The sequence below is a fragment of the Rhizobium sp. NZLR1b genome (assembly GCF_019685155.1).
Classification (GTDB): Bacteria; Pseudomonadota; Alphaproteobacteria; order Rhizobiales; family Rhizobiaceae; genus Rhizobium.
The window spans coordinates 339,004-353,662 of the sequence record NZ_JABDWC010000001.1; the positions used below are offsets into that span (position 1 = coordinate 339,004).

Below are 14,659 nucleotides of genomic sequence, written 5' to 3' on the forward strand. Positions count from 1 at the left end.
CAGCGAATCTTCGTCCTGATTCCGGTGGTCCGGCATTCGTCTCCTCCTGCGAACGCCACCCTAATGCACAAGCGCACTAATATACCAGTTGAAAAGAGCAATCAATCACGGTGCCCGAAACACGAGCCATCCCCCTGTCTGAACGCTCAATCTTTTAGCCGGGGGAGCCGGCCTGTCCGCGCACCATCGCGACCTCTTTATCGGTAAGACCGGTCAGCGGCGCACGCATTGGTCCTGATCCCGCGAAGTTTCGCCGCGGCGATCAATTTGGTATTCCCCGGTCTCAGTTGCGCAGATCTTGGGGCAACAGTCCGGCGGGGAAATTCTGGTAGGCGACGGGGCGCAGAAACCTGCGGATCGACATGGTGCCGACGCTGGTCGCGCCGAAATTGGTCGAGGCCGGATAGGGTCCGCCATGCACCATGGAATCGACGACTTCGACGCCGGTTGGGAAACCATTGACCAGCAATCTGCCTGCCTTCCTTTCGAGGATTGGCAGCAGGTCGCGGGCAAGGCCAAGATCTGCGTCGTCCATATGGATGGTCGCGGTCAGTTGTCCTTGGAAGCTCTCGGCAAGCGCCAGCATCTCTTCCGGCGAGCCAACGCGCACGACGAGGCCGAGAGGACCAAACACCTCTTCGCTGAGCGAGTGATCGGCAAGCCAGGCCGAGCCATTGGTCTCGAACAGGTTCGGCGTTGCCTCGCGGCCAGCACTCTTTGCAGCGAGAACCGGTGCGACTGCATTGCTTGCTCGCATGCGGTCGGCGCCGTCGTGATAAGCGGTGGCGATGCCTTTGGTCAGCATCGTCTGTGGTGCCACTTTTTCAAGAGCCGACTTGGCGGCACTGGTGAACTTGTCGGCCTCCGGCCCGTCGAGGACGACGGCGATACCGGGTTTGGTGCAGAACTGGCCGGCGCCAAGCGTCAGTGAGCCGGCCCAGCCGGAACCGATCGCTTCAGCCCGGGCGGCGGTCGCGGCCGGCAGCAGGAACATCGGATTGACGCTGCCGAGTTCACCGAAAAAGGGAATGGGCTCAGGGCGCTGGGCACAAAGGTCGAAGAGCGCACGACCGCCGAAAAGCGATCCGGTAAAGCCGACGGCCTTGATGGCGGGATGCGTCACCAGAGCCGTTCCGACATCACGGCGCCCTCCCTGGATGAGGCTGAAGACGCCGGCCGGCATTCCGGTGCGTTCGATAGCAGCCGCAATCGCCTCGGCAATGATCTCACCTGTGCCGGGATGGGCTGAATGTCCCTTCACCACGACCGGACAGCCGGCGGCAAGCGCGGCCGCGGTATCGCCACCGGCCGTCGAAAATGCCAGCGGAAAATTCGAGGCGCCGAAGACGGCGACCGGACCTATCGGCCGCTGCACCAGACGGATCTCGGGCCGCGGCGCCGGTTGCCGATCGGGAAGCGCTGCATCGATACGAGCGTCAAGATGGGCGCCCTTGCGGATATGCTCGGCAAACAGCTTGAGCTGGCCGGTGGTACGAGCGCGCTCGCCGTTGAGCCGTCCTTCCGGGAGCCCGGTTTCCTCAGTTCCGATCAGGGTGACGGCCTCGCCGCATCTGTCGATCTCCTCGGCAATTGTATCGAGGAAAATGGCGCGCTCCTCGCATGTCTTTGCGGAAAACGCCGCAAATGCCGCTTCGGCGGCGCGGCAGGCACGGTCGACCAGTTCCGTTGTACCAACAGCAAAGTCGTGTGCCGGGCCGTGTGCCGGCTCGGAGCGAAATGTCGTCGTTCCGGCAATCCACTCGCCGGCGATGAGATGCCTGCCTGAAGGGGTCCAGCTCATAGTTGTCCTCCTTGGCGGAGCCTCGCTCCGTCCTGATGCGGTGATCGCGCAAGATGCGCCGCTTTAGCGGCCGTTCACCTTCCGCCATTCGGCAAAGAGCGTCAGATTGCTTTCGTCGGTGGCCGGGTAGAGGCCGATGATCGTATGTCCCTGCTTGACGCGTTCCGTGACGAAATCCTCGTATGCGGTCATTTCGACCGCTTCGTCAGCGATCTCGTCGGCGATCTCGGCCGGGATGACGATCACGCTATCGTCATCGCCAACCATGATGTCGCCCGGGAAGACCGCCACATCGCCGCAGCCGATCGGCACATTGATGTCGATCGCCTCGTGCAGCGTCAGGTTGGTCGGACTGGAGGGACGATGGTGATAGGCGGGAATATCAAGGCCGCCGATCGTCACGGCGTCCCGGAAGCCGCCGTCGGTAACGACGCCGGCGCCGCCGCGCATCATCAGACGGGTAATCAGGATGTCGCCGGCGGAGGCTGCACGCGGGTCCTTGCGGCTGTCCATCACCAGAACATGGCCGTCTGGGCACGTCTCGATGGCCAGCCGTTGCGGATGTTTCGGGTTCCGAAAAACGTTCATGGCGTTGCGGTCCTCGCGCGCCGGCATGTAACGCAGCGTGAAGGCCGGCCCCACCATATTGCGGCCCTTCGGCTGCACGGGCCGAACATCCTGGACCGTCTGGTTTCTCAGACCGCGCTTGAACAGTGCCGAGCAGAGCGTCGCGACCGAGACACCCATTAGCTTTTCACGGGTTGCGGGGTTCATATTTCCTTCTCCTCGTTCAAATTCAGACGCCGAAGCTGCGCGTTTCCACGGTCCAGTCACGGGCTTTGCCCGTCAGGCTGCAACCAAGCCCCGGACGGGCGGGCACGATCATCCGGCCGTCCTTGATGTCGAGTTGCTCGTTGAACAGCGGCGCCAACCAATCGAAATGCTCTACCCACGGCTCGTGCGCATAGGCGGCCGCCAGGTGCAGATGGATTTCCATGGCGAAATGCGGCGCCAGGCGCATGCGTTTCGCCTCCGCTTGCGTACAGATGCGCAGAAAGGGCGTGATGCCGCCGACCCGCGGCGCATCCGGCTGAATAAAGTCGACCGCATCGGCTCGGATCAGGGCCATGTGCTCATCGGCGCTTGCCAGCATTTCGCCGGTGGCGATGGGCGTGGCGAGCTCTCGCGCCAGCGCGGCGTGGCCCTCGGCGTCATAGGCATCGAGCGGCTCTTCGATCCATTCGAGATTGAGCGGCTCGACCAGCCGGCCGAAGCGCAACGCCGTCGTACGGTCCCATTGCTGGTTTGCATCGACCATCAGCGGCACACGGCCATCGATATGGCTGGTCACGGCATCAAGCCGGCGAAGGTCGATCATCGGATCCGGCTGGCCGACCTTGATCTTAATGCCGCCGATACCGGAGGCTATCGAGTGATCGATGGCATCGCGGATTTCCTCGACGCTCGACGACAGGAAGCCGCCTGAAGTGTTGTAGCAGGCGACGCTGTCCCGATGGGCGCCAAGCAGCTTCGCAAGCGGCAGGCCAGCACGTTTCGCCTTCATATCCCAGAGGCAGATGTCGATGGCGGCAATTGCCTGCGTGGCAATGCCGGAGCGGCCGACGGAGGCCCCGGCCCAGCAGAGCTTGTCCCATATCCGCGCGGTATCGTTGGGATCTTCGCCGATCAGGTTATCGGCAATCTCGCAGGCATGTGCATAAAGAGCGGGCCCGCCTGCCCGCTTCGAGTAACTGAAGCCGAGACCGCTATGGCCCGCCTCCGAGATGATCTCGCAAAACAGGAACGCCACCTCCGTCAGCGGCTTCTGCCGGCCAGTTAGAACCTTGGCATCGCTGATCGGCCGTGCCAACGGCAGGTAAGCGAGCGACAGGGTGACCGATCGGATGGCGTCCAGCTTGGATGGGCCGGCGGCGAAGCCTGCCTTGGGAGGTTGTGCGGGGATCGTGCGTCGATCGGGATCAAACATCGCGGTGCCTCAGTTGATAGCCGGTTCGGGCGTCTTGCCACCGAATTCCGTCGTCAGGAAGTCGAAGTCGCAGCCTTTGTCGGCCTGCTCGATATGGCTGGAGAACATAAAGCCGTAACCGCGCTCGTAATGCCGCGTCGGCGCCACCCAGGCGGCGCGCCGCGCTGCGATCTCCTCTTCGGAAACTAGCATATTGAGGCTGCGTGAGGGAATGTCGAGCTCGACCATGTCGCCCGTTTTCAGCAATGCCAGAGGCCCGCCTATATAAGATTCCGGCGCGACGTGCAGCACGCAGGCGCCAAAACTGGTTCCGGACATGCGGGCATCCGAAATGCGCACCATGTCGCGCAGGCCGAGCTTCAACAGCGCCTTCGGCATCGGGATCATGCCCCATTCCGGCATGCCCGGGCCGCCCTGGGGGCCGGCATTGCGCAGCACGAGCACGGTGTCCGGGGTCAGTGGATAATCGGGATCGTCGATGATCTTCTTCATCTCCGCATAGCTGTCGGCGACCAGCGCCGGGCCGCAATGGCGATGGAATTTCGGGTCGCAGGCCGCCGGTTTGATGACCGCACCATCGGGACACAGGTTCCCCTTCAGCACGGCCAGCGAACCTTCGTGATAAACCGGGTTCGACAATGGCCGGATGACGTCGTCATTGTAGATCTTCACCTGGTCGAGGCCATCCACCAGGGATTTTCCCGTGACGGTAATCGCGGCTGGATCCAGTTTGTCGCCGAGTTGCTTCATCAGCGCACGCAAGCCACCCGCATAAAAGAAATCCTCCATCAGGTAGGTCGAACCAGAAGGGCGGATGTTGGCAAGAACCGGCGTCGTGCGACCAATGCGATCGAGGTCATCGAGCTCCAACGGGACGCCGGCGCGCCGCGCCATGGCGATCAGGTGAATGATCGCATTGGTGGAGCAGCCGGTCGCCATGGCGACCGTGACGGCATTGTTGACCGCCGCCGGAGTGATGATCTGGTCCGGAGTCAGGTCCTCCCACACCATATCGACGATGCGGCGGCCACAGGCTGCCGACATGCGCTGGTGGTTAGCGTCGGCGGCCGGAATCGAGGAAGCGCCCGGCAGAGTCAATCCCATGGCCTCCGCGATCGCCGTCATGGTCGACGCCGTGCCCATGGTCATGCAATGGCCGTAGCTGCGGGCAATTCCGCCTTCGATGCCCTGCCACTCCTCCTTGGTGATCGTGCCGGCACGCCGCTCGTCCCAATATTTGAAACCGTCGGTCCCGGAGCCGAGCGTCTTGCCGGCGTAGTTGCCGCGAAGCATCGGGCCGGCCGGGAGATAAACAAAGGGAATGCCCATGCTGACGGCGCCCATGATCAGGCCCGGTGTCGTCTTGTCGCAGCCGCCCATCAGAACGGCGCCGTCGACAGGATGGCTCCGCAACAGCTCCTCGGTCTCCATCGCCAGCATGTTGCGATAGAGCATGGTGGTCGGTTTGACGAAGTTTTCGGAAAGGGAAAGGGCCGGCAGCTCCATGGGGAACCCGCCCGACTGAAGAATTCCTCGCTTCACCCATTCGGCGCGTTCGCGGAAATGCATGTGGCACGGCTGGGCGTCAGACCAGGTGTTGATGACGGCAATGATCGGCTTTCCCTGCCAATCCTCCGGCGCATACCCCATCTGCATGGTCCGCGACCGATGACCGAACGAGCGCTGATCATCCGGCAGCATCCATCGGGCCGACCGCAATTGCTCGTAAGTTTTCCCAGCTGTCACGGCTTTCTCCCAGCTTTTTGCGCGCTCGTCCGCACAGGTTCCTTCGACTGATATTTTAGTTTCCCATATATATCAACGGCAACTTTGCATTCTTGTGCATTAGGTCACGCAAAGCTATGAATGGAGTGAAAAGGATTGCTTCATATGAATTCCCAGTTCGCTTCCACATTCGGCCTGACTGCACCCGGTTTTCCAGTCGCGGCCGGCAGCACGGTCCAGCGCGTCTATGATGACCTCAGAAAGCGCATCATCACCATTCAGCTCCCGCCAGACACCACATTGTCGCGCACCGAGCTGACGGAGACCTATGAGGTCAGCCAGACTCCCATTCGTGACGCGTTGCAGTTGCTCAAACAGGAAGGCCTGGTGCGCATTTACCCACAGTCCCGCACTGTGGTGACCAGGATCGACGTCCTGCAGATTTACGAGGCGCACTTCCTTCGTGTCGCGCTGGAATCGGAAGTCTGCCGCCGTCTCGCGACCGATCCGGACCCGGATCCGAGTGTCATTACGCGCGCCCGCTCGATCATCAAAATGCAGTCGGCAGTCGCCGACGACGTCGACCAGATTGCCATCTTCCAGGAGCTCGACGAGCTCTTTCACCAGACATTGTTCGCAGGCGCCAAGCGCAGCGGCCTCCATCAACTGGTTCGCGAGCGGTCCGGCCATCTCGAGCGTATTCGTCGTCTGCATCTGCCCGAAAAGGGAAAGATCATGAGCATCCTTGACGGTCACCACGCCATCATCGACGCGATTGCCGCCCGCGACGAACAGGGTGCCGTCGACGCGGTCCGTGAGCATCTCAGCCGCACCGTCGCAAAAGTGGAAGACCTCAGGAAGGAATTCCCGGATTACTTCGTCTAACCCTGCCGCGCCGCGGGTTTCAGCCTGGTTCAATTGACCGGCGTCAGCAGCGGCCTGCCTGCGAAGAAGGCGGCAAGGTTGTCGATCGTCAATTGCGCCATCCTGTCGCGCGTTTCCTCGGTGCCGCTGGCGTGATGGGGATAGAGCACAACATTATCGAGTGCTGCGAAGCGCCGATCGGGATTGGGTTCGTTGAGGTAGACATCGATGCCGGCCGACGCGATCCGCCGTTCCTGCAAAGCCTCGATCAAGGCCGGCTCATCGACCACGGTGCCGCGGGCAATGTTGATGAAGCTGCCCGCCGGTCCGAGCGCATTCAGCACCTCAGCCGAAATCAACCCTTCGGTCGAGGCCCCGCCCGGCGTCGCCACGATCAGGATATCGGCCCAGTCGGCGAGTTTTACCGGCTCGTCGAAATAGGCAAAATCATTGCCGGCTTTTTTCGTCCGGCCGCAATAGCCGACCGTCAGCCCGACGGCTTCGCAGCGCCTGGCAATCGCCATGCCTATGCGGCCGAGGCCGACGATCCCGGCCCGCTTTCCCGAGGTCGACGTCGTCAGCGGCATCATGCCGTTGCGCCCCCAGTCGCCGGAGCGCACATAACGGTCACCTTCCGGCAGGCGCCGTCGCGCCGCCAGCATCAGGAGCAGCGCCGTGTCGGCAACGTCGTCGCACAGCACTTCGGATGTGTTGGTGAGTTTGATGCCGCGCCGCGTCATCGCCTCGACATCCATCTGGTCGTAGCCCGCCGAGGAACAGGCGGCCAGCTTCAGTACCGGCAATTTCGCAAGCAGGGCTTCGTCGATCGTCACATGGCCGTTGCAGACCAGGGCCGTGCAGATCGGGCCGGCTTTCCGAAGCAGAGCATCCCGTTCCCAGCCTTCGGCAAGATCCAGCCGGTGCAGCGTATAGGTGTCCTCCAGCATTGCCATCTGACGGGGCCGGAGCGGATAGGCGACGATGACATCGGGCTTCATGCGGGAACGAGTCCTTCCTGTGTGCGACGTGCGGCGCGGCGCGTCGCCTGAACCTCGGGATCGGGATCGAGGCTGGCGGCAAGCAGCGCCTGGGTGTAGGGATGGGAGGGCGCGTTGAAGATCTGGTCCACCGGCCCCTCCTCGACAATCTCGCCGGCCTTCATGACGATGACGCGATCGGCGAAATCGCGAACCACCGGCAGGTCGTGTGCAATGAAAAGGTAGGACAGGCCGAATTCGCGGCGCAGGCCATCGAGCAAGGCAATCACCTGCGCCTGGATCGACACGTCGAGCGCCGAAACCGCCTCGTCGCAGATGATCAGTTTCGGCTCCATCGCCAGCGCGCGGGCAATTGCGATGCGCTGGCGCTGGCCGCCGGAAAATTGATGCGGATATCGGTCCGCCATATCCGGTTTCAGGCCGACCTGGACCAGCAATTCGGCCACCCTCTCCTTCCATCTCGCTTTCGGCAGGATATCCGGGTGAATGACCCAGGCCTCGGAGATCAGCCGGAACACGGTCATCTGCGGGTTGAGCGACTGCGTCGGGTCCTGAAAGACCATCTGCAAATCGCGACGCAGCCCGAATATTTCCTTCGGTGTCATCGCAAGCAGATCGCTGCCGCGGTAGAGGACCTGGCCCTCCTGCGGATCATCGAGGCGAACGATCGCCCGGGCAAGGGTCGACTTGCCGGAACCGCTCTCGCCGACGACAGCAACGGTTTCGCCCGGCATGATGACGAAGTCCACGCCTTTCAGTGCCTGGAATGCGCCAAAACTCTTCTTCAAGCCGATGGCGCGCAGCAGCGGTTCGCCCTGGCGGTCACGCTCTTGCGCCATCGCGCCCTTCCCGGGTGCGGCGGCAATCAGCTTTTTCGTATAGGCGTTCTGCGGGTTGCGATAAACTTCGGCCGCATTGCCGGTCTCGACGACGCAGCCGGAATTCATCACCACGACCCGGTCGGCGATCTCCGCGACGACGCCGAGATCATGTGTGATCAGCAACAAGCCCATTCCGGTTTCCTGCTGAAATTCCTGCAGAAGTTCGAGCACCTGTGCCTGCACCGTAACATCCAGCGCGGTGGTGGGTTCATCGGCAATCAGGATGTCGGGCTTGCAGGCGATCGCCATGGCGATCATCAGGCGCTGCCGCTGCCCGCCGGAAAACTGGAACGGATATTTTCGCATCGCCGCCTGCGGATCGGTTATGCCGACTCGCTCCATGAGTTCCAGCGCCCTGGCACGGGCGTGCTCTGCGGACTGACCATGCGTGGTCATCATTTCGGTGATTTGCCAACCCACAGTGTAGACCGGGTTGAGATGGGCCAGCGGGTCCTGAAAGATCATGGCGATCTTGGCGCCGTTGATCGAACGCCGCTCCTCGGGCGTCATTTTCAGCATGTCGCGCCCATTGAGAAGAATGGTGCCGCTGGTGATCTTGCCGGGTGGCATGTCGATCAGGTTCATGATCGCCGAGGCCGACACGGACTTGCCCGAGCCGCTTTCCCCCAGGATCGCCAGCGTCTCGCCGCGATCGAGATGCCAGCTGACATCTTGCACAGCCTTGACGGTGCCGCTGACGGTATGGAACTCGACCGAGAGGTCACGCACTTCCAGAAGATGTTCAGCCATTTTTCCCGCCCCTCATTTCAAGGCGCCAGCGTTGCGTCGGATCGAGCGCGATGCGCAGCCAGTTCGACAGAAGATTGAGCGACAGCGTCGTCAGGATGATCGCAAGGCCCGGCCAGAAGGAAAGCCACCAGGCATTGGTAAGATAGGGCCGCCCCTGGGCAACCATGAGACCCCAGGTGATCTCAGGCGCCTGAATGCCGATCCCCAGGAACGACAGCGAGGATTCCGCCAGCATGACGAAGGCAAAATCAAGCGTCGCGATGGTCACCAGCGTCGGAAAGATCACCGGCAGGATGTGATGGAAGACAATGCGCCGGGACGATGCTCCCATGACCTTCGCCGCCTGCACGAACATCCGCTCGCGCACTTCCAGTACTTCGGCGCGGGTGGTGCGCAGATAGATGGGAATGCGGGTGATCGCCAGGACAAGGACGATATTGGTGACCGAGGGTTCGAGCATATAGAGCACGATCACCGCCAGCAGCAGCGACGGAAAGGACATGATCACGTCGCCGAGGCGCATGATCCATTGCGCGGCGGAAGAGCGGCTGTAACCCGCCACCAGTCCGAGCCCCGTGCCGACGACAGATGATGCAAACACCGCCGCCGCGGCAACCAGGATGGTGTTTTGCGCCGCCACGATGACGCGGGCAAGAAGCGGCCTGCCGAGCGCATCGGCTCCAAGAACGTAAAGCAATCCGCGGGTGATATCGAACGGCGGCGCGTTTCGGCCCCGCAGGTTCTGCTTGGTGGCGATGCTCTCCAGCAGAAACGGGCCAAACAGCGCACAGAGAAGAACGATCAGGAGGAATAGAGCGGCGAAGAAAGCGAGTTTGTCCGCCCACAGCATGGTCAGCCAACGCCCGATCGGGCCGCTCGGTTTTTTCTCGATGAAGATCTGCGTGTCGGTCATCGTCATCGCTCAATACCGGATACGCGGATCGAGCAACGCATAGGCGATGTCGATCAGCAGGTTCATGATGAAGATCGCCAATGCCGAGACCATGATGACGGCCAGCACGACGGCGAAATCGCGAAGCAGGATGGAATCGATCATCAGCTTGCCGATTCCAGGAAAACCAAACACCGTCTCGACGACAACGGCACCGTTCAAAATGGCGGCCGCCTGGTCGCCGATGACTGTAATCACCGGCAGCATGGCGTTGCGCAATCCGTGAACGAAGATGATCGAGTTCGAACGGACGCCCTTGGCGCGCGCTGTCTTCACGTAGGCGGAAGACAGAACGCTGATCATCGAACCGCGCACCACCTGCAGGATCAGGCCGAAAGGCCGGATGAACAGCACGCTGACCGGCAGCACCCAGTGCCAGAAGGTTCCCGTTCCCGATGTCGGCAGGACATGCAGTTTGACGGCGAAAATGACGATCGCCACGATAGCAAGCCAGAAATCCGGGGCCGCAGCGCCGATCAGCGAGAAGAAGGTGGCAAGACGATCGAAGACACCGCCGACGCGAAACGCCGCGAGCGAACCGATGACGATCGCAGCGACCGTGACCAGCGCCATGGTGATGGCAGCCAACCAGAAGGTCCAGACGAAGGCCTCGAGCACGACGTCCATGGCAGGGCGGGCCTGCCGCAGGGACTGGCCGAAGTTGCCCTGTGCGAGATCTGAGACATAACGGCCGAACTGGATGATCAACGGATCGTTGAACCCGTTCATCTCACGGAATTGCTGGCGCAATTCCGTGGTCGCGTCGATCGGCAGATAGAGGTCGGTCGGATCCCCTGTCAGCCGGGACAAGAAGAACACGATGACGATAAGCACCACGAGCGATACGCCGCTGGCGATCGCGCGTTTGCCGATGAAACTTTTCATGCCACTCCTCCCGAGTGAAACCCATACGGACCGTCAGGTCTGGTCTTCGCTTGTTCCGAAGTCCGCCGGTCATGCCCCTCCGGCGACAGAAGCAAACTGAAATATTAGTGCATCTAGAATTTTTGTGAACCCCCTTTCTCAAAATCGTCAAGTCTTATCAACCGGTGGCTTTCGTCGCCACGCCCTACCGCCCGTTGCAATGATGGTCGCGCCAATGATGACCGCCGCACCAATCCACGTCTCTGCTGCCGGAACTTCGGAGAAAAATAGGAAGGCCATGAGTGCCACGACCGGCAGCCGGAGGAAGTCGAGCGGCGCCAGAACGCTTGCAGCCGCCATACCGAAGGCGCGCGTGATCAGCGTCATGTTGAGTGCGCCGAGTGCCCCTTGCAGAGCAAGCAACCCGAGTTGGCTCCAGGTCGGCATCGACCAAATCGGCAGCATGACGATCAGGCCAAGCGGCACCGTGGTAGTGAGATTCCACGCAACCAGCCGGTCCGCGCTATCCCTCAACGCCATGCGCCGAAGCATCAACTGGCTAGCCGCCGTCAAGACCGCTCCTGCAAGGGCAAAAAGCAGCCATTGGTCGAAACCTGACGCTCCGGGGCGAATGATGATCATCACGCCGATAAAGCCTGCGGCGATGCCGGCGACGCTGGAGACGCCGACGCGCTCCTTGAGGACAAGCCATGCACCGAGAACGAGAAACATCGGCATGGTGAAATTAATCGCCGTGGCATCGGCCAGTGGCGCGTGCGCAAAGGCGATGAACAAAGCAACCAGTGAGGCAAGCTTCAGACCCGCACGCACGGCGTGCAGAACACGATAGGGAGAGGCTTTCAGACCGACTCGGGACACGATCCACGGCGAGACGACAAGAAGTCCGAAAAACGAGCGGAAAAAGCCGATCATCAAGGGATGCACGTCGCCGGCCAGCAAGCGCACAATGATGGCGTCAAGACTATTCAAAAAGGCGGCGGCCACCATCATGCAGACGGCAAGGCCTGTGCGACCGGGCTGCATCACGCTTCTCCTGATTGAACGATGTGGGCTCTGCCAATATCGGACGTTCGATTCGGCAGCGCGTTGAACCAGCAATCCATCAGAAATAAGAGCCTTCCTGGCGTGCAGGTGCCAGGATCGCTCAACTCATCAGGGATGGGCATCGCTATCTGTCGGTCGCGCGATCTGACGGTCTTATCTCGATCCCTCGCCCGGCGTCCACACTAAAATACAAATATATTAGTTTGAAGGCGACAACTGCCATATCCCATCGAGAAACTAGGCTTGATGACACTCGACGGCACGTGACGATGATGGGGGCAGCTGGGAACTCGAAAGCCGGGAGAGCGCCGTCGATGGAATACGCTTTCAATTTTAAAAATACGGCCGGCTGAACTTCGTCGTCGACTTTTCCGATTACCTTAATCGGATGCCGTCAACCTATTCAGACGGGTCGAAAAGCCTGACAATCCGCGCCACGCCGGAAAAGCCGGTTCCCTTTCCGATGCCCAAGACCGACGAAAGCTGACCACTTCGCACGGGAAAGGAAGCGATTTCCAGGAATTACTCTAAAGCTCATCGCTGCGACGTCTCACGGCGTGCTTCAGAGCCATCATATGTCTTCGCCGCTCCAGCACATAGTCGGCATAGCCGAAGCAGATGAACAGCAACGTCGGACCGGCGTAGATCATGATGAGAGCCAATGCGATAAGGATGAATGCGGTCGTCATGGTCTTGTTTCCATCATATTGGTCGCGCCGCATCTGAAGCGGCGAACGCGGACAGGCTTATCTCGGCGATCCCTGTCCTTATTCCTTGAAAATTCGCCGGCTTCGTATTCGTTCCCTGCCCGATCGATTTCCATACGCGCGGCAGGCCCGATCGAACGACAATGGCGAAGCTGGCGGTTCATTCGACCTCGATCACTCCCGCGGCCTTTCCTCTCGCATCACCGCCCCCACGATCTCGGGCAGCGGACTAGTCGTCAAATCCTCAAGCCAAACCGATAGCTTCGGCTTCCAGTTCGGATAGCTGTCGCTGGTGCCTGGAACATTGGTCGGCTTTTTTTCGTCGGTGAGATCGGCAAGCCGAACCGCGACGAGCAACGACGGAGTCCGCGCGATGAAGCGATAGGCGCTGACGGTCAGTTCCCTCAGCGTTTCCTCGCTTACCCTTGCGGCAGCAAGGCGGGCCGGCAAATCGATGCCGGCAACCTTGAAGGTGACCTTCAGGTTCCTCCGTTCGTGCTTGCGGTGTTTGAGATGTTCTTCGGTGAGATCGGGCGGTACGATACCGTGTTCACAACGGTCCCGAATGTCGGCGCCGCGCCACCAGCCGGCAAGGGTCTGGTGGTCATGCGTCGAAATGCAGGCGAGCGCGAGGACGGGATAGGCATCGGCCGGCTTGAAGCCCTTGTCGTCCTGTTCGTAGGAAAGGATCCGGTAGGAGAAAATGCCGGCAGCGGCCAGATCTTCCTGCAATCCTTCCGGGATCATTCCCAGGGACTCTCCGATGACGAGGCATCGGTGTTCGGCGGAAACTTCGGCGAGGATCTGCAGCAGCCGATCCTCGGGATAGCGGACATAGGCGCCGCTCTCCGGCCTGTCGCCCAATGGAACCAGGAAAAGGCGACGGATTGCCGGCGCGTGATCGATGCGAATGGCGCCCGCGTAGCGCATGGAGGTGCTGACCATGCGTCGATACGGCGACATCTCCCCTGCGGCAATTTTTGAAGGCAGGTATCCAGCGAGGTGCCAGTCCTGGCCGTCGACGGCGAATGGATCGGGAGGGCTGCCGATGGTGGCCTGGGAGACATAGATATCCGGCTCGCTCCATGTCGCCGAGCCATCGACCGCTTCCCCGACGGCAAGATCAAGATAGAGCCCGATGCGCAGCCCGGCCTTGCGCGCTCGATCTGCTGCCTGCATCAATTGCCGGTGGGCGAGCCATTGTAGCCACATGTGGAAACGAACATCGTCCGGGTGCTCGCGTTCAAAATCGGTGACGGCAGCGCTGTCGACGCGCTGGAACTCGGCTGGCCACCGTTGCCAGCCGGCGCCCGCTCCGCGCTCGACCATGTAAAACGAGAGGCATTCGAACAGCGCATGCAGCCGCAGGCTGTCGCCGCCTTGCGCGACAAAGGCGTCGAAATCGGCCGGGCCGTCAGAGGCGGCCTTGCGACTGACACGACCCTGGCGCCATGCCGACCAGAGATCACGAAGCGCTCCAAGCTTGGTCCGCGCGACGCCGATGTAATCGACGAGATCGGATTGGCGAAGGCGCTCCAACTCCCGTTCGAGTTCGCGACTGCTGGCAAACCCCGGCACCTGGTCGACTGCGATATAGAGCGGGTTGAGATGCTGACGGCTTGAGGGTTCATAGGGGCTGCAACGGTCGGGATCGGCGAGGAACGGCGCGTGAAGCGGATTGAGTCCGATGAAATCGGCCCCCAGCGATCCCGCCAGATCGGCCATATCAGCCAGATCCTTGAAGTCTCCTATGCCCCAATTGCGTGCCGACCGGAGTTCGTAAAGCTGCAGGCTCACGCCCCAGACCCGTGTGTCGGACAGGAAATCCGGCAGAAATGACACCGGAATCTTCCCGCGCGCCGGCTTCGCTTCCCGCCGCGGCGCGCCAGTCTCACCCGTCCTCGTCAATTCGATGTTCAGTGCAGAGAGTATCTTGCGCTTGGTCTCGGCGGAAATCGCCACTTCCCGGTTCTCGGGGCTGGGTCTTGTCGGGCTGATGCCGTGGAGCCGGGCGAGCTTATCGAGCTCAGCGGATTTCATCAGTCGATCCTTTCCTCGCACCGCC

The 14,659-nt window shown here is 61.3% G+C and carries 12 protein-coding genes; 1 reads left to right on the forward strand and 11 read right to left on the reverse strand.

Annotated elements, in window-relative coordinates:
* Nucleotides 1-283: 283 nt before the first annotated feature.
* The 4 genes from HJB84_RS01595 to araD form a co-directional block, all read right to left on the reverse strand.
* Complete coding sequence (locus HJB84_RS01595) at nucleotides 284-1,801, reverse strand: aldehyde dehydrogenase (NADP(+)) (RefSeq protein WP_221115080.1); 1,518 nt, start codon at nucleotides 1,799-1,801, stop codon at nucleotides 284-286.
* 63 nt (nucleotides 1,802-1,864) lie between these two features.
* Nucleotides 1,865-2,575: a ribonuclease activity regulator RraA gene (locus tag HJB84_RS01600; protein WP_221115081.1), complete on the reverse strand. Its 711-nt coding sequence runs from the start codon at nucleotides 2,573-2,575 to the stop codon at nucleotides 1,865-1,867.
* A gap of 22 nt (nucleotides 2,576-2,597) precedes the next feature.
* Nucleotides 2,598-3,788 (reverse strand): L-talarate/galactarate dehydratase, encoded by a 1,191-nt coding sequence (locus HJB84_RS01605; RefSeq protein ID WP_221115082.1) that lies wholly within the window; start codon nucleotides 3,786-3,788, stop codon nucleotides 2,598-2,600.
* Nucleotides 3,789-3,797: 9 nt separating this feature from the next.
* A complete protein-coding gene (gene araD / locus HJB84_RS01610; RefSeq protein ID WP_221115083.1) occupies nucleotides 3,798-5,534 on the reverse strand; it encodes an L-arabinonate dehydratase in 1,737 nt (578 codons plus the stop codon).
* Between the two features lie 144 nt (nucleotides 5,535-5,678).
* On the opposite strand from araD, the gene HJB84_RS01615 reads away from it, so the two are divergent.
* Nucleotides 5,679-6,398 carry a GntR family transcriptional regulator gene (locus HJB84_RS01615; RefSeq protein WP_221115084.1) on the forward strand — a complete coding sequence of 240 codons (720 nt, stop codon included), beginning with the start codon at nucleotides 5,679-5,681 and terminating at the stop codon, nucleotides 6,396-6,398.
* A gap of 29 nt (nucleotides 6,399-6,427) precedes the next feature.
* Here the strand turns inward: HJB84_RS01615 and HJB84_RS01620 are convergent, their stop codons facing one another.
* The 7 genes from HJB84_RS01620 to malQ all read right to left on the reverse strand — a co-directional run bounded on the left by HJB84_RS01620 (nucleotide 6,428) and on the right by malQ (nucleotide 14,634).
* Nucleotides 6,428-7,375: a 2-hydroxyacid dehydrogenase gene (locus HJB84_RS01620; protein WP_221115085.1), complete on the reverse strand. Its 948-nt coding sequence runs from the start codon at nucleotides 7,373-7,375 to the stop codon at nucleotides 6,428-6,430.
* A complete protein-coding gene (locus HJB84_RS01625; protein WP_221115086.1) occupies nucleotides 7,372-9,006 on the reverse strand; it encodes an ABC transporter ATP-binding protein in 1,635 nt (544 codons plus the stop codon). The genes HJB84_RS01620 and HJB84_RS01625 overlap by 4 nt, the downstream gene beginning before the upstream one ends.
* Nucleotides 8,999-9,925, reverse strand: a complete 927-nt coding sequence (locus HJB84_RS01630; protein ID WP_221115087.1) for an ABC transporter permease — start codon at nucleotides 9,923-9,925, stop codon at nucleotides 8,999-9,001. The genes HJB84_RS01625 and HJB84_RS01630 overlap by 8 nt, the downstream gene beginning before the upstream one ends.
* Before the next feature lie 3 nt (nucleotides 9,926-9,928).
* Nucleotides 9,929-10,843: an ABC transporter permease gene (locus HJB84_RS01635; protein ID WP_221115088.1), complete on the reverse strand. Its 915-nt coding sequence runs from the start codon at nucleotides 10,841-10,843 to the stop codon at nucleotides 9,929-9,931.
* Nucleotides 10,844-10,990: 147 nt separating this feature from the next.
* Nucleotides 10,991-11,866, reverse strand: coding sequence for a DMT family transporter (locus HJB84_RS01640; protein WP_221115089.1), 876 nt, complete (start codon nucleotides 11,864-11,866; stop codon nucleotides 10,991-10,993).
* 548 nt (nucleotides 11,867-12,414) lie between these two features.
* Nucleotides 12,415-12,576: a hypothetical protein gene (locus HJB84_RS01645; RefSeq protein WP_207584708.1), complete on the reverse strand. Its 162-nt coding sequence runs from the start codon at nucleotides 12,574-12,576 to the stop codon at nucleotides 12,415-12,417.
* 192 nt (nucleotides 12,577-12,768) lie between these two features.
* The gene (gene malQ, locus HJB84_RS01650) at nucleotides 12,769-14,634 is read right to left on the reverse strand and encodes a 4-alpha-glucanotransferase (protein WP_207584707.1); all 1,866 of its coding nucleotides are present in this window, start codon (nucleotides 14,632-14,634) and stop codon (nucleotides 12,769-12,771) included.
* Between the last annotated feature and the right edge of the window lie 25 nt (nucleotides 14,635-14,659).

What these genes read in the sequence shown, in the direction of transcription:
- HJB84_RS01635 (WP_221115088.1), bottom strand. Translation starts at nt 10,843, where the DNA reads ATGAAAAGTTTCATCGGCAAACGCGCGATCGCCAGCGGCGTATCGCTC.
- HJB84_RS01625 (WP_221115086.1), bottom strand. Translation starts at nt 9,006, where the DNA reads ATGGCTGAACATCTTCTGGAAGTGCGTGACCTCTCGGTCGAGTTCCAT.
- malQ (WP_207584707.1), bottom strand. Translation starts at nt 14,634, where the DNA reads ATGAAATCCGCTGAGCTCGATAAGCTCGCCCGGCTCCACGGCATCAGC.
- HJB84_RS01640 (WP_221115089.1), bottom strand. Translation starts at nt 11,866, where the DNA reads ATGCAGCCCGGTCGCACAGGCCTTGCCGTCTGCATGATGGTGGCCGCC.
- HJB84_RS01605 (WP_221115082.1), bottom strand. Translation starts at nt 3,788, where the DNA reads ATGTTTGATCCCGATCGACGCACGATCCCCGCACAACCTCCCAAGGCA.
- HJB84_RS01600 (WP_221115081.1), bottom strand. Translation starts at nt 2,575, where the DNA reads ATGAACCCCGCAACCCGTGAAAAGCTAATGGGTGTCTCGGTCGCGACG.
- HJB84_RS01645 (WP_207584708.1), bottom strand. Translation starts at nt 12,576, where the DNA reads ATGACGACCGCATTCATCCTTATCGCATTGGCTCTCATCATGATCTAC.
- HJB84_RS01630 (WP_221115087.1), bottom strand. Translation starts at nt 9,925, where the DNA reads ATGACGATGACCGACACGCAGATCTTCATCGAGAAAAAACCGAGCGGC.
- HJB84_RS01595 (WP_221115080.1), bottom strand. Translation starts at nt 1,801, where the DNA reads ATGAGCTGGACCCCTTCAGGCAGGCATCTCATCGCCGGCGAGTGGATT.
- HJB84_RS01620 (WP_221115085.1), bottom strand. Translation starts at nt 7,375, where the DNA reads ATGAAGCCCGATGTCATCGTCGCCTATCCGCTCCGGCCCCGTCAGATG.
- HJB84_RS01615 (WP_221115084.1), top strand. Translation starts at nt 5,679, where the DNA reads ATGAATTCCCAGTTCGCTTCCACATTCGGCCTGACTGCACCCGGTTTT.